The organism is Micromonospora sp. NPDC049301 (assembly GCF_040678715.1).
Taxonomy (GTDB): domain Bacteria; phylum Actinomycetota; class Actinomycetes; order Mycobacteriales; family Micromonosporaceae; genus Micromonospora.
In genome coordinates this window covers 298034-321185 of sequence record NZ_JBFAQO010000001.1, presented here as the reverse complement: position 1 = coordinate 321185, position 23152 = coordinate 298034, and the positions used below count along the sequence as shown (strand labels likewise).

At 71.8% G+C, this 23152-nt stretch carries 28 protein-coding genes, 1 tRNA gene and 1 riboswitch; of the genes, 13 read left to right on the top strand and 16 right to left on the bottom strand.

Annotated features, from left to right (window positions below):
• Nucleotides 1-10 precede the first annotated feature (10 nt).
• The 3 genes from AB0K07_RS01550 to AB0K07_RS01540 are packed head-to-tail and all read right to left on the bottom strand — an operon-like array spanning nt 11 to nt 2269.
• The gene (locus AB0K07_RS01550) at nt 11-760 is read right to left on the bottom strand and encodes a 5-oxoprolinase subunit PxpA (protein ID WP_363750127.1); all 750 of its coding nucleotides are present in this window, start codon (nt 758-760) and stop codon (nt 11-13) included.
• Nucleotides 744-1607 (bottom strand): biotin-dependent carboxyltransferase family protein, encoded by an 864-nt coding sequence (locus tag AB0K07_RS01545; RefSeq protein ID WP_363750125.1) that lies wholly within the window; start codon nt 1605-1607, stop codon nt 744-746. The genes AB0K07_RS01550 and AB0K07_RS01545 overlap by 17 nt, the downstream gene beginning before the upstream one ends.
• Nucleotides 1604-2269, bottom strand: a complete 666-nt coding sequence (locus AB0K07_RS01540) for an allophanate hydrolase subunit 1 (RefSeq protein WP_363751375.1) — start codon at nt 2267-2269, stop codon at nt 1604-1606. The genes AB0K07_RS01545 and AB0K07_RS01540 overlap by 4 nt, the downstream gene beginning before the upstream one ends.
• Before the next feature lie 106 nt (nt 2270-2375).
• Between AB0K07_RS01540 and AB0K07_RS01535 the strand changes: the two genes are divergently transcribed.
• On the top strand, nt 2376-3053 hold the full coding sequence (locus AB0K07_RS01535; RefSeq protein ID WP_363750123.1) for a hemolysin III family protein: 678 nt from the start codon (nt 2376-2378) through the stop codon (nt 3051-3053).
• 103 nt (nt 3054-3156) lie between these two features.
• On the opposite strand, the gene AB0K07_RS01530 is transcribed toward AB0K07_RS01535, so the two are convergent.
• The gene (locus tag AB0K07_RS01530; RefSeq protein ID WP_363750121.1) at nt 3157-3444 is read right to left on the bottom strand and encodes a DUF6458 family protein; all 288 of its coding nucleotides are present in this window, start codon (nt 3442-3444) and stop codon (nt 3157-3159) included.
• A 112-nt stretch (nt 3445-3556) separates the two neighbouring features.
• Here AB0K07_RS01530 and AB0K07_RS01525 point away from each other — a divergent pair, with 112 nt between their 5' ends.
• On the top strand, nt 3557-4096 hold the full coding sequence (locus AB0K07_RS01525; RefSeq protein WP_363750119.1) for a histidine phosphatase family protein: 540 nt from the start codon (nt 3557-3559) through the stop codon (nt 4094-4096).
• Nucleotides 4097-4137: 41 nt separating this feature from the next.
• Here the strand turns inward: AB0K07_RS01525 and AB0K07_RS01520 are convergent, their stop codons facing one another.
• The 4 genes from AB0K07_RS01520 to AB0K07_RS01505 all read right to left on the bottom strand — a co-directional run bounded on the left by AB0K07_RS01520 (nt 4138) and on the right by AB0K07_RS01505 (nt 8478).
• The gene (locus AB0K07_RS01520) at nt 4138-4407 is read right to left on the bottom strand and encodes a DUF6458 family protein (protein WP_074315731.1); all 270 of its coding nucleotides are present in this window, start codon (nt 4405-4407) and stop codon (nt 4138-4140) included.
• Nucleotides 4408-4620: 213 nt separating this feature from the next.
• On the bottom strand, nt 4621-6477 hold the full coding sequence (locus AB0K07_RS01515; RefSeq protein ID WP_363751374.1) for an acyl-CoA dehydrogenase: 1857 nt from the start codon (nt 6475-6477) through the stop codon (nt 4621-4623).
• 139 nt (nt 6478-6616) lie between these two features.
• Nucleotides 6617-7744, bottom strand: a complete 1128-nt coding sequence (locus AB0K07_RS01510; protein WP_363750117.1) for a PP2C family protein-serine/threonine phosphatase — start codon at nt 7742-7744, stop codon at nt 6617-6619.
• Between the two features lie 101 nt (nt 7745-7845).
• Nucleotides 7846-8478: a septal ring lytic transglycosylase RlpA family protein gene (locus AB0K07_RS01505; protein WP_363750115.1), complete on the bottom strand. Its 633-nt coding sequence runs from the start codon at nt 8476-8478 to the stop codon at nt 7846-7848.
• Nucleotides 8479-8690: 212 nt separating this feature from the next.
• Between AB0K07_RS01505 and AB0K07_RS01500 the strand changes: the two genes are divergently transcribed.
• The 3 genes from AB0K07_RS01500 to AB0K07_RS01490 are packed head-to-tail and all read left to right on the top strand — an operon-like array spanning nt 8691 to nt 10848.
• Nucleotides 8691-9242 carry a phosphoribosyltransferase family protein gene (locus tag AB0K07_RS01500; protein ID WP_363750113.1) on the top strand — a complete coding sequence of 184 codons (552 nt, stop codon included), beginning with the start codon at nt 8691-8693 and terminating at the stop codon, nt 9240-9242.
• Nucleotides 9243-9275: 33 nt separating this feature from the next.
• Nucleotides 9276-10361, top strand: a complete 1086-nt coding sequence (locus tag AB0K07_RS01495) for a hypothetical protein (protein ID WP_363750111.1) — start codon at nt 9276-9278, stop codon at nt 10359-10361.
• Between the two features lie 55 nt (nt 10362-10416).
• A complete protein-coding gene (locus AB0K07_RS01490; RefSeq protein ID WP_363750109.1) occupies nt 10417-10848 on the top strand; it encodes an ASCH domain-containing protein in 432 nt (143 codons plus the stop codon).
• A gap of 32 nt (nt 10849-10880) precedes the next feature.
• Here AB0K07_RS01490 and AB0K07_RS01485 read toward each other — a convergent pair whose 3' ends face one another.
• Nucleotides 10881-11759, bottom strand: a complete 879-nt coding sequence (locus AB0K07_RS01485; RefSeq protein ID WP_363750107.1) for an LLM class flavin-dependent oxidoreductase — start codon at nt 11757-11759, stop codon at nt 10881-10883.
• Nucleotides 11760-11846: 87 nt separating this feature from the next.
• Between AB0K07_RS01485 and AB0K07_RS01480 the strand changes: the two genes are divergently transcribed.
• The 3 genes from AB0K07_RS01480 to AB0K07_RS01470 all read left to right on the top strand — a co-directional run bounded on the left by AB0K07_RS01480 (nt 11847) and on the right by AB0K07_RS01470 (nt 13305).
• The gene (locus tag AB0K07_RS01480) at nt 11847-12041 is read left to right on the top strand and encodes a hypothetical protein (protein WP_363750106.1); all 195 of its coding nucleotides are present in this window, start codon (nt 11847-11849) and stop codon (nt 12039-12041) included.
• Between the two features lie 34 nt (nt 12042-12075).
• Nucleotides 12076-12492, top strand: a complete 417-nt coding sequence (locus AB0K07_RS01475) for a hypothetical protein (protein ID WP_363750104.1) — start codon at nt 12076-12078, stop codon at nt 12490-12492.
• A 111-nt stretch (nt 12493-12603) separates the two neighbouring features.
• Nucleotides 12604-13305 carry a dihydrofolate reductase family protein gene (locus AB0K07_RS01470; RefSeq protein ID WP_363750102.1) on the top strand — a complete coding sequence of 234 codons (702 nt, stop codon included), beginning with the start codon at nt 12604-12606 and terminating at the stop codon, nt 13303-13305.
• 17 nt (nt 13306-13322) lie between these two features.
• Here the strand turns inward: AB0K07_RS01470 and AB0K07_RS01465 are convergent, their stop codons facing one another.
• The 4 genes from AB0K07_RS01465 to AB0K07_RS01450 form a co-directional block, all read right to left on the bottom strand.
• On the bottom strand, nt 13323-13688 hold the full coding sequence (locus AB0K07_RS01465; RefSeq protein ID WP_363750100.1) for a VOC family protein: 366 nt from the start codon (nt 13686-13688) through the stop codon (nt 13323-13325).
• Nucleotides 13689-13770: 82 nt separating this feature from the next.
• A complete protein-coding gene (locus AB0K07_RS01460; protein WP_363750098.1) occupies nt 13771-14328 on the bottom strand; it encodes a DUF3592 domain-containing protein in 558 nt (185 codons plus the stop codon).
• Nucleotides 14329-15057: 729 nt separating this feature from the next.
• A complete protein-coding gene (locus AB0K07_RS01455) occupies nt 15058-16122 on the bottom strand; it encodes an alpha/beta hydrolase (protein ID WP_363750096.1) in 1065 nt (354 codons plus the stop codon).
• The gene (locus tag AB0K07_RS01450; protein WP_363750094.1) at nt 16119-16469 is read right to left on the bottom strand and encodes a hypothetical protein; all 351 of its coding nucleotides are present in this window, start codon (nt 16467-16469) and stop codon (nt 16119-16121) included. The genes AB0K07_RS01455 and AB0K07_RS01450 overlap by 4 nt, the downstream gene beginning before the upstream one ends.
• A gap of 67 nt (nt 16470-16536) precedes the next feature.
• Here AB0K07_RS01450 and AB0K07_RS01445 point away from each other — a divergent pair, with 67 nt between their 5' ends.
• The 3 genes from AB0K07_RS01445 to AB0K07_RS01435 all read left to right on the top strand — a co-directional run bounded on the left by AB0K07_RS01445 (nt 16537) and on the right by AB0K07_RS01435 (nt 19047).
• Nucleotides 16537-17061, top strand: coding sequence for a helix-turn-helix domain-containing protein (locus AB0K07_RS01445; protein WP_363750093.1), 525 nt, complete (start codon nt 16537-16539; stop codon nt 17059-17061).
• Between the two features lie 162 nt (nt 17062-17223).
• Complete coding sequence (locus AB0K07_RS01440; protein ID WP_363751373.1) at nt 17224-17637, top strand: DDE-type integrase/transposase/recombinase; 414 nt, start codon at nt 17224-17226, stop codon at nt 17635-17637.
• A 423-nt stretch (nt 17638-18060) separates the two neighbouring features.
• Complete coding sequence (locus AB0K07_RS01435; protein ID WP_363750091.1) at nt 18061-19047, top strand: serine hydrolase; 987 nt, start codon at nt 18061-18063, stop codon at nt 19045-19047.
• A 148-nt stretch (nt 19048-19195) separates the two neighbouring features.
• Here AB0K07_RS01435 and AB0K07_RS01430 read toward each other — a convergent pair.
• A tRNA-Gly gene (locus AB0K07_RS01430) sits at nt 19196-19269 on the bottom strand.
• A 248-nt stretch (nt 19270-19517) separates the two neighbouring features.
• On the opposite strand from AB0K07_RS01430, the gene AB0K07_RS01425 reads away from it, so the two are divergent.
• Entirely contained in the window at nt 19518-20501 is a 984-nt protein-coding gene (locus tag AB0K07_RS01425) for a zinc metalloprotease (RefSeq protein WP_363750089.1), read from the top strand.
• Between the two features lie 76 nt (nt 20502-20577).
• On the opposite strand, the gene AB0K07_RS01420 is transcribed toward AB0K07_RS01425, so the two are convergent.
• Nucleotides 20578-21135 carry a pyridoxamine 5'-phosphate oxidase family protein gene (locus AB0K07_RS01420; RefSeq protein WP_363750087.1) on the bottom strand — a complete coding sequence of 186 codons (558 nt, stop codon included), beginning with the start codon at nt 21133-21135 and terminating at the stop codon, nt 20578-20580.
• A 99-nt stretch (nt 21136-21234) separates the two neighbouring features.
• Between AB0K07_RS01420 and dcd the strand changes: the two genes are divergently transcribed.
• Nucleotides 21235-21813 (top strand): dCTP deaminase, encoded by a 579-nt coding sequence (dcd, locus tag AB0K07_RS01415; RefSeq protein ID WP_030332009.1) that lies wholly within the window; start codon nt 21235-21237, stop codon nt 21811-21813.
• Between the two features lie 60 nt (nt 21814-21873).
• Here dcd and AB0K07_RS01410 read toward each other — a convergent pair whose 3' ends face one another.
• Entirely contained in the window at nt 21874-22851 is a 978-nt protein-coding gene (locus tag AB0K07_RS01410; RefSeq protein WP_363750085.1) for an NlpC/P60 family protein, read from the bottom strand.
• Between the two features lie 75 nt (nt 22852-22926).
• A riboswitch (cyclic di-AMP (ydaO/yuaA leader) is annotated at nt 22927-23063 on the bottom strand.
• Nucleotides 23064-23152: the final 89 nt, after the last annotated feature.

The following is a 23152-nucleotide window of genomic DNA, read 5'->3' as shown; positions in this document are numbered from 1 at the left end:
GGCCCATTTCTCAGGCGAACGGGGCCAGGGGCACGTCGGCGTCGATCAACGTGGCGCGGACCAGCTCCGTGGCGGAGACCGCGCCGGGTGTGTCGCCGTGCACGCAGATCGAGGCCGCCGGGCAGGGAATGACGGTGCCGTCCACCGCCACCACGGTCCGTTCGGTGGCGATCCGTAGCGCCCGGGTCGCCACCTTGTCCGGGTCGGTGATCAGCGCACCGGGGGCGCCGCGGGGCACCAGCGCCCCGTTGGGCAGGTAGCCGCGGTCCGCGAAGGCCTCGGCGACCACCGGCAGGCCGGCGCCGACCGCGAGCTGGGCGAGCATCGAGCCGGGCAGGCAGAGCACGGGCAGCTCGGGGTCGTGGCCGGTCACCGCGGCGACCACCGCCGCCGCCTGGGCCTCGTCGGTGACGACCGCGTGGTAGAGCGCGCCGTGCGGCTTGAGGTAGCGGACCTGGGTGTTGAACAGCTTGCAGAACGCGCTGAGCGCCCCGAGCTGGTAGGTCACCTCGTCGCGGAGCTCGGCGAAGTCGTACGCGATGTGCCGCCGACCGAAGCCGGGCAGGTCCCGGTAGCCGACCTGCGCGCCCACCGCCACCCGGCGCTGCGCCGCGCCCTCGCAGACCCGCCGCATGGTGGACGGGTCGCCGCCGTGGAAGCCGCAGGCGACGTTGGCGGAGGTGACCAGGTCCAGCAGGGCCTCGTCGTCGCCGAGTCGCCAGATGCCGAATCCCTCGCCCAGGTCAGCGTTGAGGTCCATGGAATCTGACGGTAGTACCTGGCCGGGCCTGCGCGAGCGGGGTCACGTCGCTGACCACCCCGATGACCGGGTATCCGCCGGTGGTCGGGTGGTCGGCGAGGAAGATCAGGGGTTGCCCGTCCGCGGGCACCTGGACCGCGCCGAGCACGATCCCCTCGCTGGGCAGTTCGCCGGCGACCGCGCGGGGCAGGGGCGCGCCGGCGAGCCGCGCGCCGACCCGGTTGCTCACCGGGCTGACGGTGTACGCGGTGCCGAGCAGCCGGTGGAACGCGGTCGGGGTGAACCAGTCGTCGCGGGGGCCGGGGCGCAGGGTCAGGTGCAGCTCGGTCGGGGGTGGCGGGCCGATGGTGACGTCCACCGAGGCGGGCTCGCCGAGCGGCGCGCCGAGCGGCAGCCGGTCGCCGTCACGCAGCGGGGACGGGCCCAGCCCGGAGAGGGTGTCGGTGGCCCGGCTGCCGAGCACGGGCGGCACGTCGATCCCGCCGGCCACGGCCAGCCAGCTGCGTACGCCTCGGCGTGCCGGGCCGATCCGCAGCACCGTTCCGGCCGGCAGGGTGAGCGGGCGTCCGGTGTCGCCGGGCCGGTCGCCGGCGCGGACCGCCACCTCGGCGCCGGTGACCGCCACGGTGGTGGCCCGGGTCAGCCGGAGCGCGCAGCCGGTCAGGGTGATCTCCAGGCCGGCGGTCCGCTCCGGGTTGCCGACCAGCCGGTTGGCCAGCCGCAGTGCGGTCGGGTCGAGGGCGCCGGACCGGGGTACGCCCAGGTGCGCCCAGCCGGGGCGGCCGAGGTCCTGCACGGTGGTGAGCGCACCGGCGCGGAGCACCTCCAGCTCGCCAGGACGGGTCACGCCGCCGCCAACCGGACGCGGGTGCCCGGGCCGAGCAGGGCCGGCGGGTCGGCGTGCACGTCGAAGAGGACCAGCTCGGTCCGGCCGACCAGCAGCCAACCGCCGGGGGACGCGCTCGGGTAGATGCCGGCGTACGCACCGGCCAGGGCGACCGAGCCGGCCGGCACGCGGGGGCGCGGGGTGGCCAGCCGGGGCAGCGCCAGTTCGGCGGGCAGCCCGTCCAGGTACGGGAAGCCGGGGGCGAAGCCGCAGAAGGCGACCCGGAACCGGGTGCCGGTCAACCGGCGCACCACGGCCGGCACGTCGACCCCCCAGTGCTGGGCGATCTCCGGCAGGTCGGGCCCGTCGAAGTCGACCGGGACGATCACCTCGGCCCGGTCCCGTTCACTCGTCCGGCCGGCCGCGCGGTCGGCGTCGTCGATGGCGGCGGCGACCGCTGGCGCCCAGCGGGACAGCAGGTCGGCCGTGGCGGCCGGGTCGGGCAGGCCGTCCAGCAGGACGGTGGCGGCCGCCGGCACGATCTCGACGGCGGTCAGCTCGCCCCGCTCGCGACGGTGCCACAGCTCGGCTCGCCACGCGTCGACCAGGGCGGCCTGGGCCACGTCGGTGGGCGCGGAACAGTCGAGCAGCAGGGCGTGCGCCCCGACGGGTCGGATCCGCATCCGCTCATCTTCGCCGATGCCGTGCGGGTCGGTGTTCACGGCGACGGTGCCGGGCGTCACCAACACGACTACTTGCAAGTAACCTACGGTGCCGTAACCTGATGACGTGACCACCTCCGCTCCGCTTCGACTCAAGCCGGTCGACATCGGTAAGCCCCGGATGCGCGGCTGGCTGCACACGTACGCCTTCTTCGTCGCCGTGGTCTGCGGCATCGTGCTCTGCTCGATCGCCGCCACCCGGCCGGGGTGGGCGCCGTTGGTCAGCTGCGTCATCTACAGCCTGACCGTCTGCGGGCTCTTCGGCACCAGCGCGCTGTACCACCGTCGTGTGTGGTCGGAGCGCGGCTACCAGGTGATGCGCCGGATGGACCACTCGATGATCTTCGTGTTCATCGCCGGCACGTACACACCGTTCTGCGCGCTGCTGCTCACGCCCCGACCGGCCACTGTGATGCTGGCCCTGGTCTGGGGCGGCGCACTGGCCGGCGTGGCGCTCAAGGTGGTCTGGCCGCACGCGCCGCGCTGGGTCTCCGCGCCGCTCTACCTGGCGCTCGGCTGGGTGTCGGTGGCCATGCTGCCGGAGATCCTGCACGGCGGCGGAGTCGCGGCGCTGGTGCTGCTGATCATCGGCGGCGCGATCTACAGCGTCGGGGCGATCTTCTACGCGTTGCGCCGGCCCAACCCGTGGCCGACCGTCTTCGGCCACCACGAGTTCTTCCACGCCTGCACGCTGCTGGCCGCGCTCTGCCACCACATCGCGATCTACTTCGCACTGTTCGCCTGATCCACCGGGCAGGACGAGCCAGGCGCGGGCGCGAGCCGGACGCGGGCAGACGCGAGTCGGGGCCCCGCGTCGCCGCGGGACCCCGGTGTGCGCGAGCGGAAGGTCAGACCGGCCGGCCCGGCCGACGCACCTCGCGGTACTCCCGCATGACCTGGTCGTCCTGGACCGGCACCACGCGGTCGGTGACCACGCGGTCCTGGCGGACCGGCGTGGCGACCACCGTGCGGCGGCGGCTGTTCCAGAAGTGGAGGGTGAGGAGCAGGCCAGCGACACCGGCCAGCATCAGCACCCAGCCGACCACGGCCAGGTTCAGCCAGCCCAGGTCGGCCTCCACGGCGAATGCGAAGATCGCGCCCAACGCGATCAGGAAGATGCTGCCACCAATGCCCATGTCTCGCTCCTCGGCTCTAACCTGGCGTACGTCCCGCCGCGGCCGTCGGTAGGGGTGCGGCAACCATCGACTTACCCCGGCACGGAGATCGCCAATCGGGCAAGCTGAGGACATGACGGACGCCCATCCCGAGACACGGATTCTGGTGCTGCTCCGCCACGCGAAGGCCGAGCAGGGCGGCGAGGGGACGGACGACGCCCACCGGCCGCTCTCCGCGCGGGGGCACGCCGACGCGGCGGCTGCGGGCGCCTGGCTGGCCCGCCAAGGGCTGCTGCCCGACGTGGTGATCTGCTCCACGGCGCTACGCACCCGGCAGACCTGGCACGGGGTGGCGATGGGGATGACCGGTTCACCCCCCGAGGGCGGCCCGGCCGGCCCCCGCCCGACCGTCCGCTACGAGCCGGGCGCGTACGACGCCCACCCGGAGGAGTTGTTGGCGCTGGTCCGCACCATCGATGCGGTGGCACGCACGGCGTTGCTGATCGCCCACAATCCGGGCATCTCGCTGCTCTCCGCACTCCTCGATCCGGAGGGCGCGGACGCGGAGGGGTTGCGGACCGCCGAACTGGCGGTGCACCGGGGCGCGCTCAACTGGACGGAACTGGCCCCGACGCGGGCGCCGATCACCGAACGGCACACGGCACGAGGCTGAGCCACCCGCCGAGGTCGGCGGGTGGCCCGGGCGTACGCGGCTCAGGAGGGTGGCGCGGTCGGCGGCGGCGGGTCGGGCGGCGGCGGCATCATCGCCGTCGGATGCGAGAGCCGGTTCTCCTCGACGATGAGGGTCCGGGCCCGCTTGCGCCGGTCCTGCCAGAACCAGAGCGTGGTCAGCAGCACGGCCAGCCCCGCCAGGATGAACACCCAGCCGACCGCCCGCAGGTCTATCCACCAGACGTTGGCTCGTATCGCGAAGGTCAGGATGGCGCCGATCGCGATGAGAAAGATGCCGCTTCCTACACCCATGTGCGCTGCACTCCCCCGTGCGGTGGCTCTGGGCGTTCCCTGTCGTGACCACGCGACGATTACCCGCCACGCCGCCGGCCTACCCGGGTCGGGTCACGGAATAGGAGGAGCGACGCGGACAGCGCGACGGCCGGCGGGGCAGGGTGCCCCACCGGCCGTCGGTGTCCGGTGCCGAGTGCCGTCCCCGGAGCCTTCAGGCGTGCCGCGGCACGGTCAGAAGGCCTCCTCCGGGAGGTCCATGATGTCGAGGTCGGCGCCCTCGATGATCCGCCGGTCGGCGCCGATACGCGGCAGCACCTCGCGGGCGAAGAACCGGGCAGCCGCCACCTTGCCGGTGTAGAACGCCTTGTCGGTGGTGGAGACGTCACCGGCCAGCGCCTGCAGCGCCACGTCGGCCTGCTTCTGGAGCAGCCAGCCGACCACGAGGTCGCCGATGGCCAGCAGGAACCGCCGGCTGCTGAGCCCGACCTTGTAGAGGGCGCGGGTGTCGCCGCCCTGCGCCTCGCCCAGCCAGCCGGTCAGCACGCCGAGCATGTTCTGGATCTCGGCGAGCGCCTTGCCGAGCGCCTGCCGCTCCTCCTTGAGCTGGCCGTTGCCCGCCTCGGAGGAGATGAACTCCTGGATCTCGCCGGCGACCGCCATCAGCGCCCTGCCGTTGTCCCGGACGATCTTGCGGAAGATCAGGTCCAGGCTCTGGATGGCGGTGGTGCCCTCGTACAGGGTGTCGATCTTGGCGTCTCGGACGTACTGCTCCAGCGGGTAGTCCTGGAGGAAACCGGAGCCGCCGAAGGTCTGCAGCGCCTCGTGCCCGAGCAGCTCGTACGCCCGCTCCGAACCGACGCCCTTCACCAGCGGCAGCAGCAGGTCGTTGACCCGCTTGGCCAGCTTGGTGGCCTTCTCGTCGCCCCCGGCCTCGGCGATGGCGACCCTGTCCTGCCAGGTGGCCGTGTAGAGCACCAGGGCACGCAGGCCCTCCGCGTACGACTTCTGAAGCAGCAGCGAGCGGCGCACGTCCGGGTGGTGGGTGATGGTGACCCGCGGCGCGGTCTTGTCGGCCTGCTGGATCAGGTCGGCGCCCTGCACCCGGTTCTTCGCGTACTCCAGGGCGTTGAGGTAGCCGGTGGAGAGCGTGGCGATGGCCTTGGTGCCGACCATCATCCGGGCGTACTCGATGATCATGAACATCTGGCGGATGCCGTCGTGCTTGTCGCCCAGCAGCCAGCCCTTGGCCGGTACGCCGTGCTCGCCGAAGGTCACCTCGCAGGTGTTGGAGACCTTCAGGCCCATCTTGTGCTCGACGTTGGTGGCGTAGACGCCGTTGCGCTCGCCCAGCTCGCCGGTGGTCTCGTCGAAGTGGTACTTCGGCACCACGAAGAGCGACAGGCCCTTGGTGCCGGGGCCACCGACGCCCTCCACGCCCACCGGGCGGGCCAGCACGTAGTGCACGATGTTGTCGCTCAGGTCGTGCTCGCCCGAGGTGATGAAGCGCTTCACGCCCTCGATGTGCCACGTGCCGTCCGGCTGCTGGATGGCACGGGTGCGGCCGGCGCCGACGTCCGAGCCGGCGTCCGGCTCGGTGAGCACCATGGTGGAGCCCCACTGCTTGTCGATGAAGAGCTTGGCCCACTTCTGCTGCCGCTCGGTGCCCTCGACGTGCAGCACGTGCGCGAAGGACGGGCCGGAGGCGTACATCCAGACCGGGGCGTTGGAGCCGAGCACCAGCTCGGCGAGAGCCCACCAGAGGGCGCGCGGCGCGTTGGTGCCGCCCAGCTCGGGCGGCAGGTCCAGCCGCCAGAACTCGGAGTCCATGAACGCCTGGTAGGACTTCTTGAACGACTCCGGCAGCGGCGCGGTGTGCGTGGCCGGGTCGAAGACCGGCGGGTTGCGGTCGCTGTCCGTGTAGCTGGCGGCCAGGTCCTCGCGGGCGAGGCGGTCGACCTCGGCGAGGAAGCTGCGGGCGGTGTCGGTGTCGAGATCCGAGTACGGCTCCTGGCCGAACGCCCGGTCAGCCCCGAAGACCTCGAACAGGTTGAACTCGAGGTCCCGGAGGTTGCTCTTGTAGTGGGTCATGCTCACTGGCCCCGCTTCCGGACAGGTGTTACCGATCAGTAACCCCGACTGTATTACTCGCGGGTAGCCACCGACAAGCCGATCACATAAGTGACGGGCATTACACACTTCCGTGCGACACCCGCACCGGCCCGACCGGTCAGCTCTCGGTGGCGCCGACCTCCCAGCTCGGCACGGCCGCCGTCACGCCGGTCCGCGCGCCGGTGTACTCCATCAGGACCAGGGCGATGTCGTCGTCTAGCCGGCCGTGCACCCACTCGACCAGGGCCGTCTCCAGCGAGGCCAGCCCGTCGGCGACCGTGCCGTGCCCGAGCAGTCGCCAGGCCCGGTCGGCGGTGGGAAAGAACTCGCCGTCCCGCCGTGCCTCGCCCAGACCGTCGGTGAACAGCAGCAGCCGGTCACCGGGCTCCAGGCGTTCCACCCGGGGCCGGACCACCGGCATGAACCCGAGCGGAGGCGCCGGCGCCGGTGGTTCCAGGGGGATCACCGCGCCCCGGCGCAGCAACAGCGGCGGCGGGTGCCCGCAGTTGACGATGGTGAGCGTGCCGCCACGCTCCTCGACCAGCGCCGCGGTCACGAAGTCCTCGTCGCCGACGTTGCGGGCCACCGCGCGGTCCAGGTCGGCCACCACCGCGCGCAGGTCGGCCCGCTCGTAGGCGACGTGCCGGTAGGAGCCGAGGACGATGCTGGCCAGCCGGACCGCCTCCAGGCCCTTGCCGCGCACGTCACCGATGATCATGCGAACGCCGTAGGGCGTGTCGATCGCCTCGTACAGGTCCCCACCGATCTCGGCGGTCGCGGTGGAGGAGATGTAGCGGCCGGCCACCGACAGCGTCCCGACCTGCGGGCCGAGCGAGCGCAGCACCGCCTGCTGGGCCACCGAAGCGAGCCTGGTCAACTCGGCGATCTTCACGGCCTGCCGCTGCCGCACCGACGCCACCGCCACCGCCAGCGCGGTGGCGAGCGCGACCCCGACCACGTTGACCGAGGTGACCAGCGACATCTCCGGCTCGGCCAGGGCGAAGCCGGCCCCGAGCAGGGTCGCCGTCGCGCCGACCCCCAGCACCACCTGCCACGCCGCCAGGGCGGCGGCCAGGAACGGGGCGGCCACCAGCAGCGTGACGTAGTGCGCGGGGCGGCCGTCGGCCAGTTCCACGGCCGAGACGATCGCGAGCAGAACGAGGGCCGCGCCGAGGCCGGCGCGGGATCCGGGGCTCAGCGGGCGACGGCCCGACTGGAGGAGTCGCGTGGGTACGAGGGACAGCATGCCTGATCCCCGTGAGCGGGTGAATGAACCTGGCCCCTCGTCCGAGGAGGTTCTGTCCGGCCGGCCGGGGTGTCCGGCCGGAACGGCATCGCCCGCTCCGCTCAGCCGAGCACCTCGTACCGGACGGTGAGCGCGCCGACGTCGACCGAGGCGATGGTGGCGAACGCGGCGCGGGAGAGGTCCAGGCAACGGCCGTCGATGAACGGGCCGCGGTCGTTGATCCGCACCACGACCGACTTGCCGTTCGCCGGGTTGGTCACCCGGACCTTGGTGTTGAACGGCAGGGTCTTGTGCGCCGCGGTCAGCTCGTTCGGGTTGAACGACTCGCCGTTGGCGGTGAGCTGCCCCTCGGAGTAGAAGGAGGCGCCGCACGAGCCGCTCTCCAGCACCTTCGCCGCCACCGTCTTCTTCGTCGCGGTCGGGCTCGGCTTCGGCGCCGCGGTGCGGGCCTTGTTCCGCGAGGCGGCCTGCGGCGACCGGCTGGCGGACGGGCTGGCCGTCACGCTCGGCGAGGCGCTGGCGCTCGGGGAGGCGGTCGGGGAACTGGCGGCGGGGCTGCTGGCAGGGATGGTCGGGGCGAACTCGATGGTGGCCTGCCCGGGCTGCGCGGACCCTGAGGTCAGCTGCACGGCGCCGACGGTGCCCCCGACGGCGAGGGCGACGGCGACCGCCGCGGTGGCCGCGATGCCCGCCGGGGAGGAGAACATGCGGGTACGGGAGTGCCTACCAGCCACCGGCCCGGTCCTTTCGTCGACTGAACAAACCGGGTCGGACCGTAACGAGAGAAGCACTTCCGAAGTCAAGGTGATCATCATGGTATGCCCGTATTTGCACTGGTACGTGTAGCCGATCATCCGAGCCGGCATGGGCCGGCCGGCCCGGGTGCCGAGGCGCTGGCCCGTCGGTCGCGGCGACACGACGGACGCGCGTGCCGCAGGATGGACCGATGCCGGCCGAGCTGACCGAACGCCTCACCACCCTGTTCCGGTGGATCGACCCCGGGCCGGGCACCAGCCACCTGGTCAGCGACATCTCCGGTTGGTGGCGGGACCCGGCGGTGCTGGCCGAGCTGGGACCGGCCCTGGTGGCGCCGTACCGGGCCGCCCGGCCGACCGTGGTGCTCGCCCCCGCGGTCACCGGGCTGCTGCTCGGGCCGCTGGCCGCCACCGCCCTCGGAGTCGGCTTCGTGGCCGCGCACAAGCCCGGCGACGGGCGGCTGCCGGCCGGGCCGCTCACCTGGGCGCAGAGCCCGCCGGACTACCGGGGCCGGCAGGTCGACCTGGCCGTGCGGGACCGGCACCTCGGCCCCGGCGACCGGGTCCTGGTGGTGGACGACTGGGTGCGCACCGGGGCGCAGATCCGCGCGCTCTACGACATCTGCGCGGCGCGCGGCGCCGAGGTGCTGGGCAGCGCCGTGGTGGCCGTCGACTGCCCGCCCGACGTGGCGGCCGAACTGCGGATCACCGGTCTGATCAGCGGCGCGGATCTGCCGGCTTGACCTGAACCTCGGTTCACCTTCGACGATGGGCGCATGAGCGACGGGATCCTCGACGAGGCGTACGAACGGCTGCACCGCACCGGCCCGGAATACGAGGGCTGGCTCTCCAACCACGGGCCGATGGCCGTCGAGGCGCTGGTCCGACACGGGCACCAGGAGCGGGTGCACCGCTGGCTCGACGACTACCTCGGGCGCCTCGACGAGCTGCCCCGGGGGCTGCGCCCGATCGACGACTGGCACTCGGCACTCGGCGACCCGAAGCGGGCCGGTGACCGGCTGGCGTACTTCGACCGGGAGCTGCGCGAACGCCCGTGGCGGGAGGTGCTCGGCACCTGGTGGCCCCGACTGCTGCCCGGCATCGCCGCCGGCGCCACCCACGGTGTGATCCGGGTCGGGCACGCCGTGCGCGCGCTCGACCCGGCCGGCGCGAACCCGCAACGACTCGCCGAGCTGGGCCAGGCCCTCGGCTACTGGGCCGCCCGCTGGCAGCCGGTTCCGGGGGCCGACCGACTGCTCGACCCGACCCGCGTCCGGGCGACGTCCGGCGGGCCCTTCGCCGTAGGGGCGGACGATCCGGCCGTCGCCGAGCTGGACGTGGCCACCGCCCTGGCCGGGCTGCCCCGGATCGAGGACCAGTCCGGGGGCATCCTCAGCCGGCTGGGCCAGCTTCCGGGCGTACCGCGATGGGAGCCGGCACTCGCGGCGCTGCGCCCCGCGCGGACCCCGGCCGAGGCGGAGCGGGGGCTCGCCACGCTGGTGCACCGGGCCGGCCTGGACTACCTGCGCTTCGGGCACGCCGCGCCGGTCATGCTGGTGCACGCGGTCACCGCGCCGACCGCGGTGCTGCGTACCCTGCCGGCACTGGATCGGGCGCTCTGGGCGCCGAGCCTCGCCGCGGCCTGGGCCGCGACGGCGGCTCTGACCTCGGTGTACGCCCCAACCGACGGGATGGCGCCGCCGACCGTGCCGGCCGCGACCCCGGCGGAGGTCTTCGCCCGCGCCGCCCGGCACGGCGACGAGCACGTGGTCAAGTTGGCCGACGCTGTCCTCGACGCGCACGCGGCCACCGGCGACGAACGGCTGCTCACCGCCGCCGGCTACGCCGGCCAGCTGATCTGACCGGGCCGGCATATTGCGGCGGCGGTACCGGCCGCGCTCGCCTAGCCTCGGCAGGATGTGGCCTCGGATCGGTGAACTGCGCACCCTCGCCCTCGGCACCCCCGGCGAGCTGCGGACGACCCTGAACACCCTGGTGCTGGCCGGCGTGAAGACCGCCACGGCCGGCCGGCTCGCCGAGTACGCCGAGGAGGGCGAGGAGTTGGAGCGGGTCGGCGAACGGCTGGCCCTGATCGACGACGACGACGCGCTTGTCGGCGTCGTGGAGATCACCGGGGTCGAGGTGGTCCGCTTCACCGACGTGCCGTGGGACTTCGCCCGCTCCGAGGGCGAGGGTGACCGCTCGATCGAGGAGTGGCGGGCCGGCCACTCGGCCTACTGGGCGCGGCTCGGCACCCCGGTCGACGACGACACCCCGATCGTCTGCCTCCGCCTGCGGCTGGTCTCCGCCGGCGAGGGCGGCGTGGCCGGCGGCGACCTCGGCACCTGACCCCGTTGGCCGCGCCCGCTCTGGCGACAGGCTCAGGCGCGTAGCTCCGGCAACAGTCGGGTGGCCACGTCCACGAGGACGGCCTCGTCACCGGCGTACCAACTGCTGGCACGCGGCCAGTGCGTCACCACGTCGGTGAAACCCAGCTCGGCGGCCCGGCCGACCTGGTCGGCGAAGAACTGCGCGCTGCTGAGCGAGAAGACCGGCGCCGCGTCCAGCGAGAGACAGCGGTCCAGGGTCGCCGGGTCACGGCCGGCCTCGTCCAGCGTCCGATCCATCCGGCTGGACAGCGCCGACACGGTGGCCCACCAGCCCTCCACGTCGTCGGCGTCGGTGCCGGTGGTCACCCACCCCTGGCCGAACCGGGCCACCAGCCGCATCGACCGCGGCCCGTTGGCGGCCACCACGAACGGCACCCGGGGCTGCTGCACGCAGCCCGGGTTGTTGCGGGCGTCCACCGCGGCGAACCAGTCACCGCGCCAGGTGGTGCCGTCCTCCCGCAGGATCAGGTCCAGCAACTCGGTGAACTCGGCGAACCGGTCGACCCGCTGGCGAGGCGGCAGCGTCTCGCCGCCCAGCACCGCCGAGTCGAAGCCGATACCGCCCGCACCAAGACCGAGCAGCAGCCGGCCGTCGGAGACATCGTCCACCGTGGTGATCTGCCGCGCGAACGCGGCCGGGTGCCGGAAGTTCGGCGACGCCACCAGGGTGCCGAGCCGGATCCGGGAGGTGACCGTCGCGGCGGCGGTCAGGGTGGTCATCGAGTCGAACCACGGGCCGTCCACCAGGTCCCGCCAACCCAGGTGGTCGTACGTCCAGGCGTGGTCGAAGCCCCACTCGTCGGCCTGGCGCCACCGTCGCTGCGACTCCGCCCAGCGCTGGTCCGGCAGGATCACGATGCCAATCCTCATGATCGCCAGCCTAGTCGCGCCGACCCCTCGTGGCCGGCGCGGTTTTCGGGGACACCACGGCCGCCGGGTCTTCGCTACCGTTCCGGTGTGGACCTACGGTCGCGGCGGGTCGACACGGTACGAGCATTCGGCACCGTGGCGCTGGTGGCCGGCTTCATGACCTCGCTACTCACCATGTCGTCCGGCTACAACGGGCTCAAGCCGCACATCCTTGCCGCCCTCCTCATCCTGACCGGCATCGGTCTGCGGATCGAGGCGGCCATCACCGACCGATCGTCGTAGTTCCACCGTTGCTGCCGGCCCGTACGCTCCCGCCATGCCCGTCGGACCAACCGCTGCCCGCGTACCCCTGAGCCGCCGGCCGCGCACCGCCCTCGCGGCGGCGATGGTGGTCGCGGTGGTCGTGCCGTCCCTGCTCGTGCGCGAGGTGATCGAGGTCCGGTTCGGCCATGGCCCGGCGGCCGACCTCAGCGCGATCGTGGTGCCGGTGGCGGTGACCGCCTGGCTCGCGCCACGCGCCTCCTACCGACGTCGCGACGCCCTGCTGTGGGTGGTCGGCCCGGGGATCTACATCTTCGCGGTGATCGCCTGGCGGCTGGCCCTCGCGCCGTACCGCGACTGGAAGCCCCGCCCGGAGGAGGTGCCCCGCATGCGCTGGCTGCGCGGCCCCGAGCACGCCGGAATGTGGTACCTGCCAACGAATGACCGGCAACCGGACAGCAGCCCCGCCTGACCCGATGTGGCTCAGGTCACATCACCGCCGGTAGGAAGTTCCCGGTCGACTCCGACCCATCGGTGAGCGGGCACCCGGGCGGGGTGCCGCCCGAGCAGAGGAGCGCGCGAGATGACGAAGGTGACCGCACAGCTGTCGGTGTCGGCGGACGGGTTCTACGCCGGCCCGCAGTTCGCCGGCGAGGGCGACTGGATGGACTCGGCCGAGAGCGCCGGCTTCTTCCGGGTCACCCGCTGGGTGACCAACGCGACGGCGTGGCGCGAACGGCAGGGCTTCGCCGGCGGTGAGCGGGACACCAACTCCGACGTGGTCGCCGAGTCGTTCGGGGCGGCCGGCGCGTACGTGATGGGGCGGCGGATGGCCGACGGGGGTGAGGTGCCCTGGGGTGAGGAACCGCCGTTCCGCGCGCCGGTCTTCGTTGTCACGCACCGCCCCCGCCAGCCTCTGCTGCGCGGCGGTGGCACCAGCTTCACCTACGTCACCGACGGCGTGGCCAGCGCGGTCGAGCAGGCACGCGCGGCGGCCCGTGGCAAGGACGTCGCCGTGGCCGGGGGCGGCAGCCTCGTACGGCAGGTCCTCAAGGCCGGCCTGCTCGACGAGTTGGAGCTGCACGTCGTACCGGTCGTGCTCGGCACCGGTCTCCGGCTGTTCGACGCTGACCTCGACCTCGGCGAGAAGGAGGCGATCGAGCTGACGCCCACCCGGGTCATCCACACCCCGGAGGTCACCCACATCCGGTACGTGGTGCGCGGTCGCGCCCCGCTCGTGCTCGACGATCGGGGCAGCGGTGGCGGTCCGACGGTGACCGCTTGATCGTCGGCGAACGGTGACTACAGGCGTGCCAGCACCAGCAGCCGGTTGCCGTCCGGGTCTTCGACGCGGGCGGAGCGCTCACCCCACGGCTGGTCGACCGGCTCCTCGGTGACGGTCGCACCAGCGGCCCGCAGCGCGTCCACGGCCGCGTCGCAGTCGTCGGCGTAGACGCACAGCTCCCAGCGGTGCGAGGCGGAGGGTTCGCCGGCCTTCGGGTCGGCGGCCAGGCCCAGCTCACTGTTGCCCAGCCGGAGCGCGACGAACTCCGGGTCACCGTCGTCCGGGAACCGGTACGTCTGCTCGAAGCCGACGACATCCCGGTAGAACGCGATCAGTCTCGGCAGGTCGGGCGTAGTCACGATCGGAAACGCTTCGGTGAACACGGGGACCACCTCCAAGCCGGACACTAGCCGCCAGGGGGTTCAGCGGCATCAATATCGGTCGCGTTCGGGGGTGCGATGCCGCTCAGTGTCGACCGACCCGCTTGTGCTTCGAACGGCTCGTGAAGCCGACGCCCTCCCTGCTCGGAGCGCCGGACCGCCGCGGCCGCGCACGAGGAGGAAACCACTTCCGGAACGGGATGCGGGAGAGTGTCAGGGGCACCGCCACGACCAGGATCACGAACCCGGCGGCGCCCACGACGCCCTGGATGCGGCCCCGGTGTCCGCTGAGCGCGTCGAAGTCGGTGACGAAGTCGCTCGGATCGGCGCGGTTCACCCAGATCGGCACCTCGTCGCCGGCCGGCAGGCACACCTCGACGCAGCCGATCTCCTGCTCGTACGTCCGGCCGGCCACCTCGTACCGGAGATACATGGTGGTGGAGGTGCCACCGCGCTTCGACACCCGGTCGTAGATGACCCCCCGCGCCGGTACACCGGTGGCCCGCAGGTCGGTCTTCCAGTCGTCGAGCGCGGACTGGGTGCGTATCGGCAGCCAGAGCAGCGCACCGCCGGCCACCACCAGCAGCACGCAGCCCACGGTCACCCAGACCGGGCGCCTCAGCATCATGATCAGGCGAGTCACCGGCTCATCGTGCCGCTGCGACGCAAGCCTGGTGACCGTGAAACATCGAAGACCCCGGGCCGGGACACGCGTCCTGGTCGGGGACTTCGCAGTGGAGCGGGTGACGGGAATCGAACCCGCACTGTCAGCTTGGGAATCGCCTTGATTAACACTCCGGGTAGCTGCGCGGCCAGCGGACAGCACAGAGCGTTCAGCTCGACACCGTGGAAGTGCCAGTGCTGGCCGATGTTGACCGTTGCATCGGGCACAGATCGGGCACGCCTATCGTTCCGGTTTCTCCCGGTCAGAGGGTCTGCGGCGGCTCCTCGCGCTTCCGACGACTGCTCCGGTGCCAGCAATCAGGAGGAATAGACCAAGGGCCGATCCGAGGTAGAGCAGACGGTCGGACGCGGCAACCTCCTTGTCGTACTGCTGCGCCATCTCTGGGGTGGGGTCCTGGTAAGGGATCGTTGCTCCCATGCAGCAAGCGAACAGCGGAAGCATGATGCCCCCGCCGATCATGAGCCAACCAACTGCCCCAACAACCCTCAGCCGTCGCATCATTCAATGATCAATGAAGAGGCCCGTGCAGGATGCCGACGAGGCGATTGCCGAGTTGCTGCGCGCGATGGATCTCGTCCTCGCCAACCGCGGTCCGCTGTCGGCGGGGAACTCACCAGCGCCCTCAAACTCAGCCCAGCCGCGACCACCACGGTCATCGACCGCCTGGAACGCGCCGGCAGAACGAGCCTAAGCATGTGTTGCAGACGGCCCCGACCAGTCTGGACTGTCTGCGGACCCCTGATGAACCTGGTTGTTCAGCCAGTCGGTGACGCGCCGGAGCACTGCCTGGTCGACCGGCTCGCGGATCTCCTTCTTGTAGGCCCGCAGCGACGCGGGGCCGGGCTGTACCCGCAGTAGGTGGGACACGTCGGGTGCGAGCCACGTCTCCACCGGCCCGGGCACGAGTCGGGCGATCTCCACAAGGTCCCCCGGGTCGACTTGCAGGTCTTTGGTGCCGGTGATCGCCAGTACGGGGAGGTCGAGCCGTCGGAGGTCGGGTCGTGGGTCGTAGTCGAGGTACTCCCGGAACCATTTGGCGTTGAGCTTGGCACCGCCGACCCGCGCGACGTCGCCGGTGGTTCGGCGGATCCTGTCGTGGTTCCTGCTCACCTTGGCCACGAGGTCAGTGCGGGTGAGCCGCAGGATCGCGCGTACCGGTGCCGGCAGTGTCGGCGCGATCGCGGCGGCCTGCCACCGCAGCACCGCGTCGCCCGGCGCGGCCGCGGCGGCGAGCAGGACGACGCCGGCCGGTTTCGGTCCGTGCGTGTTGGTGAGCGCGTGGGCGGCGACCTCGGTGACCAGGACGGCTCCTTCGCTGTGCCCGATGAGAAAGACCGCGTCGGGGTCGACTTCGTCGCGGGCCGCGAGCGCAGCCATTGCGGCGGCCGCGTCGGCGCTGTTGTCGTGGAGTCCGGCGTGCCGCCAGGCGCCAGCGCCTTCGGTGGTGCCGTCGTGCAGCCGCCGGCTCTCACCGACGCCGCGCTTGTCGTAGCGCAGCGACGCGATGCCGGCCTGAGCCAGGGCGTGGGCGAGCTGGCGGACGACGTCCAGCCGCATCCGCGGGTGGTTGGAGTCGCGGTCTACCGGGCCGGAGCCGCTCGCCAGCACGGCCGCCGGGAAGGGACCGGGTCCCTGCGGCAGGGCGACCGTCCCAGCCAGGTCGCGGTCCGGGCCGGCGAAGCGGATGGCGACCTCGCGGATGCCGGCGCCGATCGCGGTCGGCGCGGGGCCCGGCCGGGTGACGGCACTCATCGCAGCACCGCCCTCAGCCGGGACGCCAGCCCCTCGGCGTCGTCCACCCCCACCAGGACGGAGGACAGCTTCTGGCCGCGCAGCGAGATCCGCACGGCCGCCTCGCCGCGGCTGACGACGACCAGTTCGCTCCCGGCCCTGGTGCGCCAGGTCCCCACCTTGCGCACTCCGGGCAGGGACAGGCCGGGGGCGCGCAGCCCGTGGGCGGCCGCGAGGCCGTCGGGAACGACCTCGACACTGGTGATCGCCGACAGGGGGATGTGGACGTCGCCGTGGAGTCCGGCGACCTTCTCGGCCGGCGTCAGCTCGATGTCAAGCCGGTCGGCGTGGAGGGCGACTGTGCTCATGGCCCGTACTATTCTCGACTTTGATAACGTTGTCAAGCGTGAGAATCTGAAGACGGAGGTGATCTGTATGGCATCCGCCGAACTGCTGCTGCACCCCGTGCGGCTACGGATCGCGCAGGCCTTCCTCGGCGACCGCGCGCTCACCACGACGCAACTGCGCCAGGAGCTGTCCGACGTGCCCACCGCCACGCTGTACCGCCACGTGGCCGCCCTCGTCGAAGGCGGGGTACTGCAGATCGCCGAGGAGCGCCGGGTGCGCGGCGCGTCCGAGCGGACCTACCGGCTGCGCGCCGAAACGGCGTCGGTGGGGCCCGAGGAGGCCCGTACGATGAGCGTCGAGGAGCACCGGCAGGCCTTCATGACCTTCGTGGCGGCACTGCTCGCCGACTTCGACCGCTACCTCGCCCGCGACCAGGTCGACCTGGCCCGCGACCTCGTGGGTTACCGGCAGAGCGGAATGCACCTAACCGACGAGGAGTTGCTCGAGCTGATCCGCGACCTCGGCGAGGTCCTGGCACCGCGACTGGCCCTGCCTCCGTCGCCCGAGCGGACCCGGCGGATCCTCACCACGATCCTCGTCCCGTCGACCTGAGTCTTCACTGATGATGGGATGGGCGGCCGCACGCCTGGCCGTCAACCCGGCCAGGCCGACTACCCTGCCGCCAAAGCCCATCTCCGGCTCTGTTGCGTTGGGCGTGGGCAGGATCGCGGCATGCTTGACGCGTGATGCGCTCGACCCGTCCCCGCCCCCTTGCTGCCACCGAAGTCGGCGTTCGCCGGGTTCCGGTTCCCGCCCGAGGTGATCGTGATCGGGGTGCGGTGGTACCTGCGCTACAACCTCTCCCACCGCGACGTAGAAGAGCTGCTGGTTGAACGCGGTGTCGAGGTCGACCACGTCACCGTATTCCGGTGGGTGCAGCGGTTCACCCCGATACTGGCCGCCGCTCGATTCTCTCGTCACGCCCCCGGTGACAGGTCGTATGTCGACGGGACATACGTCAAGCTCAACGAAGTCTGGCGGTACGTCTACCGGGCGGTCGACCAGTACGGGCAGATCATCGACATGCTGGTCTCGGCGAGTGGCACGGGGCGGACTGCAGCTGGCCGCTTCGCTGCCCGGCCTCCTTTGACCATCCGCCCGTCACCGCCATGCAGTGATCGTCCCTGATCGTCGGCTCGCGACCGACGCACTACTTTCGGCAGTTCAGGATGCCGGCACCACGGGAGGCCGAACACCGAGCGTGACGGCTCGTCGTCTGCCTGCGCGCACGGACGGCGGCAGATGCGGATGCCCGTCGGCAGCTCGCGCTGGACGTAACGGGTTGTGTTCCTCATGCTCGGCACCGCCCCGCGCAACGTCGACAGCGACCTCATGAAGGGTGTGGTACGCAAAGTGGGCCGGCACAGTCCTGGACGTCGACGTCGAGGCTCTGAGCCAGGAGGTGGCCGTCTCTCGCGACCGAATCATGGCTGCGGCGGGCAGCTGCGGCGGGCGGGCTGGACCCTCCCACTGGGGCCGCTCCAAACCGGAAACTCCGGTATAACCAGCGTGCAGTTCCGCTTGGCCGACATCGCCCTTTCGGAGTGCCCCATGACGACGCAGTTGCGTGCCCGCCTCAACGAAATACTCCAAGCTGGCCAAGTCAGCGGTCTGCACGCCGTCGCGGCGGTTCGCGGTGGCCAAACCTTGCTGGAGTACTACAGGGCCGGCGAGGACTTCGCCTGGGGCGACTCGCTGGGCTTCGTTGAGTTCGGGCCCGAGACGCTGCACGACATCCGGTCAGTCACCAAGAGCGTGACCGCGCTGTTGTACGGCATCGCGCTCGGCGAAGGGCTGGTCCCGCCGCCGGCGGAGCCGCTCCTGCAGGGGTTCCCGCAGTACCCCGACCTGGCGGCCGACCCCCAGCGTGCCCGGCTCACCGTCGAGCACGCGCTGACGATGTCGTTGGGCGTGGAATGGCGCGAAGATCTCCCGTACAACAGCCCGGCCAACGCCGAGATCGCGATGGAGCTGGCGCCGGACCGGTACCGGTACATCCTGGAGCGGCCGATCCTCGGGCCGCCCGGCGCCCGATGGACCTACTGCGGCGGTGCCACGGCCCTGCTCGGCCGACTGATCGCCGACGGCACCGGGCAGTCGCTGCCGCAGTACGGGCAGGCCGTCCTGTTCGCGCCGCTGGGCATCGGCAGCTTCGAGTGGATGACCGGCGCGGACGGAGTGGCCTCCGCCGCGTCCGGGCTGCGACTCGCGCCCCGCGACCTGGCCAGGATCGGCGAGCTGGTGCTGGCCGAGGGAGCCTGGGACGGTCAGCGGATCGTCCCCGCCGAATGGATCCGCACAATGCTCCAGCCACGCCTGCAGACCAGCTGGGGCGCGCAGTACGGCTACCAGTGGTACATCGAATCCATCGAGGGCTATCGGCTGGTGGCAGGCATGGGCAACGGCGGCCAGCGCCTGTTTGTCCTGCCCGACCTGGACCTCACCGTGGCAATTACCGCCGGCAACTACGACGACCCCGACCAGTGGCGGACCCCGCTCACGGTGCTGGAGCGGGTCATCCTCTCCGCAATGGCCTGACGGCGCCGGGTCCTCCAGTCAGCCGTGTCGGCACGGCAGGTATCTGGAAGGGCCGCGATCGGGCACGCAACGGGCACGGCAAGCGCAAGAAGCGACCGGCATGCATGAGGCTCAGGTCGGGAACGTGTCCTGACCTGAGCCTCGTACGTGGAGCGGGTGACGGGAATCGAACCCGCACTGTCAGCTTGGGAAGCTGATGTTCTGCCATTGAACTACACCCGCAAGCGGCACCACTGTACCTGAGTCACCCAGCCGGTGCACCCAGGTACCCCCGTGCGCCGGACCCGCCAACCCGGCCCCGCCACGCAGAACCACCGTCGCTCCCCGTGATCCATTGCTAGCGGAAAGAAGTTTCCTGATGGCAAGGTATGGCCGTTCTCAAATGCGTCGATGAGTTGTAACGTCTGCCGCACATTGCCAGCCACGGCGTGACACACCCCCCTGCCACGCCGCCAGAAAGAGGTGGGCCCATGGGACTCCGTCCCAACCTGCTGACCCGGCGCGCCGCCGGCGTCGCGTCGACGACCCTCGCGCTGCTGCTCAGCACCGCCGCGGTGGGCGTCGTCCCGGCTGCCTCGGCATTCTCCGCAGCCCCCGGTGGCGCCTGCGTGGAGCCGACCGACAGCCACGCCGACGCCCGGATGAAGCCCGGCGCCGCGGCCAGGCACGACCCGAACGAGCTGACCGCACAGCAGGTCCGCGAGCGGGACGCCGACCTCGCCGCGGCGCTGCGCGAACGCGCGAACTTCCGGGCCGGCGCCGGCGCCACGCCGCTGGCCACCGTCACCATCCCGGTGGTGGTGCACGTGATCCAGCGGGACAGCACCCGCGCCGGCGGCAACATCCCGGACTCGCTGATCACCGCCCAGGTCAACGTGCTCAACCAGGCCTACGCCGGCGCCACCGGCGGCGCGGCCACCGCGTTCGCCTTCCGGCTCGACAAGATCAACCGGGTGACGAACCCGTCCTGGTACCCGATCGTGCAGGGCTCGTCGGCGGAGCGGTCGATGAAGTCGTCGCTCCGGGTGGGCGGCAAGAACACGCTCAACCTCTACCTGGGCGAGTTGAGCGACGGCCTGCTGGGCTGGGCGACCTTCCCGCAGCGGAACCTGAACAGCATGGACGGCGTGGTCGTGCTCAGCGAGTCGCTGCCCGGTGGCACCGCCACCAACTACAACCAGGGCGACACCGGCACGCACGAGGTGGGCCACTGGCTGAACCTCTACCACACCTTCCAGGGCGGTTGCGGTGGCTCGGGTGACAGCGTCAGCGACACCCCGGCCGAGGCCTCGCCGGCGTACGAGTGCCCGACCGGGCGGAACACCTGCTCGGCGGCCGGGCTGGACCCGATCACCAACTTCATGGACTACACCTACGACTCGTGCATGTACCAGTTCACCCCGGGGCAGGCGAGCCGCATGCTGACCGCGTGGAACGCGTACCGCGCGGCGTAGCTTCCCCGCGTACACCTGGTGCCGGCTCCGTCACGACGGAGCCGGCACCGGTGTCTTTCCCCCAGGACCGCCGCGGTCAGGCCGCCGAGCGTTGGACGTCACGGCTGCGACGCGCCGGGCGCGTCTGCGGTACGGCGACCGGCGGGGCCGCCGCCGGCGGGGCGTGCGGGTCGAGCCAGACCTGGACGGCCGGCCGGCCCGGCGCGCCACCCGGGATGCCCATGGCGTGCTGGTCTCGGCGGGTCAGCATCGCCACGTCGACGGTGAACTCGAACAGCCGCCAGTCGACCTGCGGCTCCGCCCGGGCGCTCTGCGCCAGCCGCGCCACCCGGGCCGGATCGGTCACCGGCCAGGCGCGCCCCGCCACGTACGCCTCGTCGTCGCTCTCCTCCGGCGGGAACGAGTGCAGCGCGTAGCGACCGTCGCGTTCGAGGTCGCGGCGCTTCGGCGAGTCGATGATGAAGCAGAAGAGGCCCTCATCGGTGATGACCGGGGAGACCGGATGGACCCGGGGCCCGCCGTCGGCGCGGACCGTGGCCAGGTAGCCGAAGCCCGGCCCGTACTGCTGGAGGAGAACGCGGATCCCGTCGGCGAGTCGGGGCTCGTCGGCGGCGAAATCGGACCAGGAAGCCATGCGGGCATTCTATCGAACAAATGTACGAGCAGCGACCTCGACGCGCTGGTCACCGGCACCGAATCCTGCCCGCGCGGCCGACGCCGCTATGGTGGTCGGATGCTGCTCTCCGACCGCGACCTGGTCTCCGAGATCAAGGCCGGCACGCTGGGCCTGGAGCCGTTCGAGCCCACCCTGGTCCAACCGTCCAGCATCGACGTACGACTCGACCGGCTGTTCCGGGTCTTCAACAACCACCTCTACACCCACATCGACCCGGCCATGCAGCAGGACGACCTCACCTCGGCCGTCGAGGTGCCCGACGGCGAGCCGTTCGTGCTGCATCCGGGGGAGTTCGTGCTCGCCTCGACGCTGGAGGTGATCTCGCTCGGCGACCAGCTCGCCGGCCGGCTGGAGGGCAAGTCGAGCCTGGGCCGGCTCGGCCTGCTCACGCACTCCACCGCCGGCTTCATCGACCCGGGCTTCTCCGGGCACGTGACGCTGGAGCTGTCCAACGTGGCGAACCTGCCGATCACCCTCTGGCCGGGCATGAAGATCGGGCAGCTCTGCATCTTCCGGCTGTCCTCGCCGGCCGAGCACCCGTACGGCTCGGTGGTGTACGGGTCGCGCTACCAGGGCCAGCGGGGGCCGACGCCGAGCCGCGCCTGGCAGCACTGGCGCACCTGGCCGACCCGCTGACGCCGTGACGACGAGGGCCCGCCGCGACGAATCGCGACGGGCCCCCTCGGTCGTCCGGGATCAGCCCGGGCGGCCGTAGCTGTGGATCGGGCCGTCGTCGACCTTCTTCATCTTGATCGGTTGACCGGCCTGCGAGGCGTGCACGACCCAGCCGCCGCCGACGTACATGCCGACGTGGTGGATGTCGCTGTAGTAGAAGACCAGGTCACCGGGGCGCAGGTCGGCCCTGCTCACGTCCTTGGTCACCCGGCTCTGCTGGGCGGCGTTGTGCGGCAGCGACACCCCGGCCTTGGCCCAGGCGGCGAGCATCAACCCCGAGCAGTCGTACGAGTTCGGGCCCTCGGCGCCCCACACGTACGGCTTGCCGATCTGCGCGCAGGCGAACTTGACCGCCACGCCGGCACCGCCGCCGGGGTAGCTGGCCGGGCAGGGCGCCGGACGCAGCGGCCCGCCGCCACCGTTGCCGTACACCTTGAGGCGCAGCTTCTGCAGCCGGTCGATCTCCTCGTTGATCTGCTTCTTCTTGGCCGCCAGCTGGGCCTCGGTGCGGGTCAGCTGGGCGACCATCTCGTCCAGGGGCGCCTTCTGCCGGGCCAGCTCGTCGCGCAGGTCGGACACCTGCCGTACGTCCTGCTGCTGGTCGTGCGCGAAGCGGTCGAGCATCTCGAGCTGCCCGACCACCTCGCTGGGCGAGCTGCTGCCCAGCACGGCGTTGACGGTGGAGACGTTCTCGCCCTTGTACGCGCGGACGGCCAGGGAGCTGACCTTGTCCATCGCGGCGTCGACCTGGCGCTCCAGCGGGGCGATCCGGGCGGCCAGCGCGTCAGCCTGCCTGCGCTTGGCGGCCAGGTCGACGCGGGTGGCGTTGTGCCGTTCGATGATCGGTTCGAGCTTGTTCCAGTCGGCGTCGATCTGGCGCTCGATCTCGGCGACGGACGGGTCGGCGTGGGCGGCCGTGGCGCTGCCCGTCAGGACGACGGCGACGCCGACCAGTGCGGCGAGGGAGGTGGTGAAGCGGGACCAGCGTGGGCGCGGCACGATCGACGTCGGGCCGGCTGACGCCGACCGCTCGGACGACGGCCGCGGGGCATGGTGAGCCACCGGGTTCCGTACTCCTTCTTCCTGACCGCCTACCGGGTTAGCTGACGGGTTCGGGCGGGAAGGTGGACGCCCTACCGCAGTGGCTGCGGATTCACCCCGGAAAACCTGGGTCCCCGGCTCGCTCGGAAGCGACTCGGCGGTGTCGGTCCGTTACCGCCCGGGTGGGCGGAGCTGCTGTCGGCCCGACGAATGACCAGAGTAGAGACGGCCGTTACCAATCCGCAACCGGGGGGGCCGT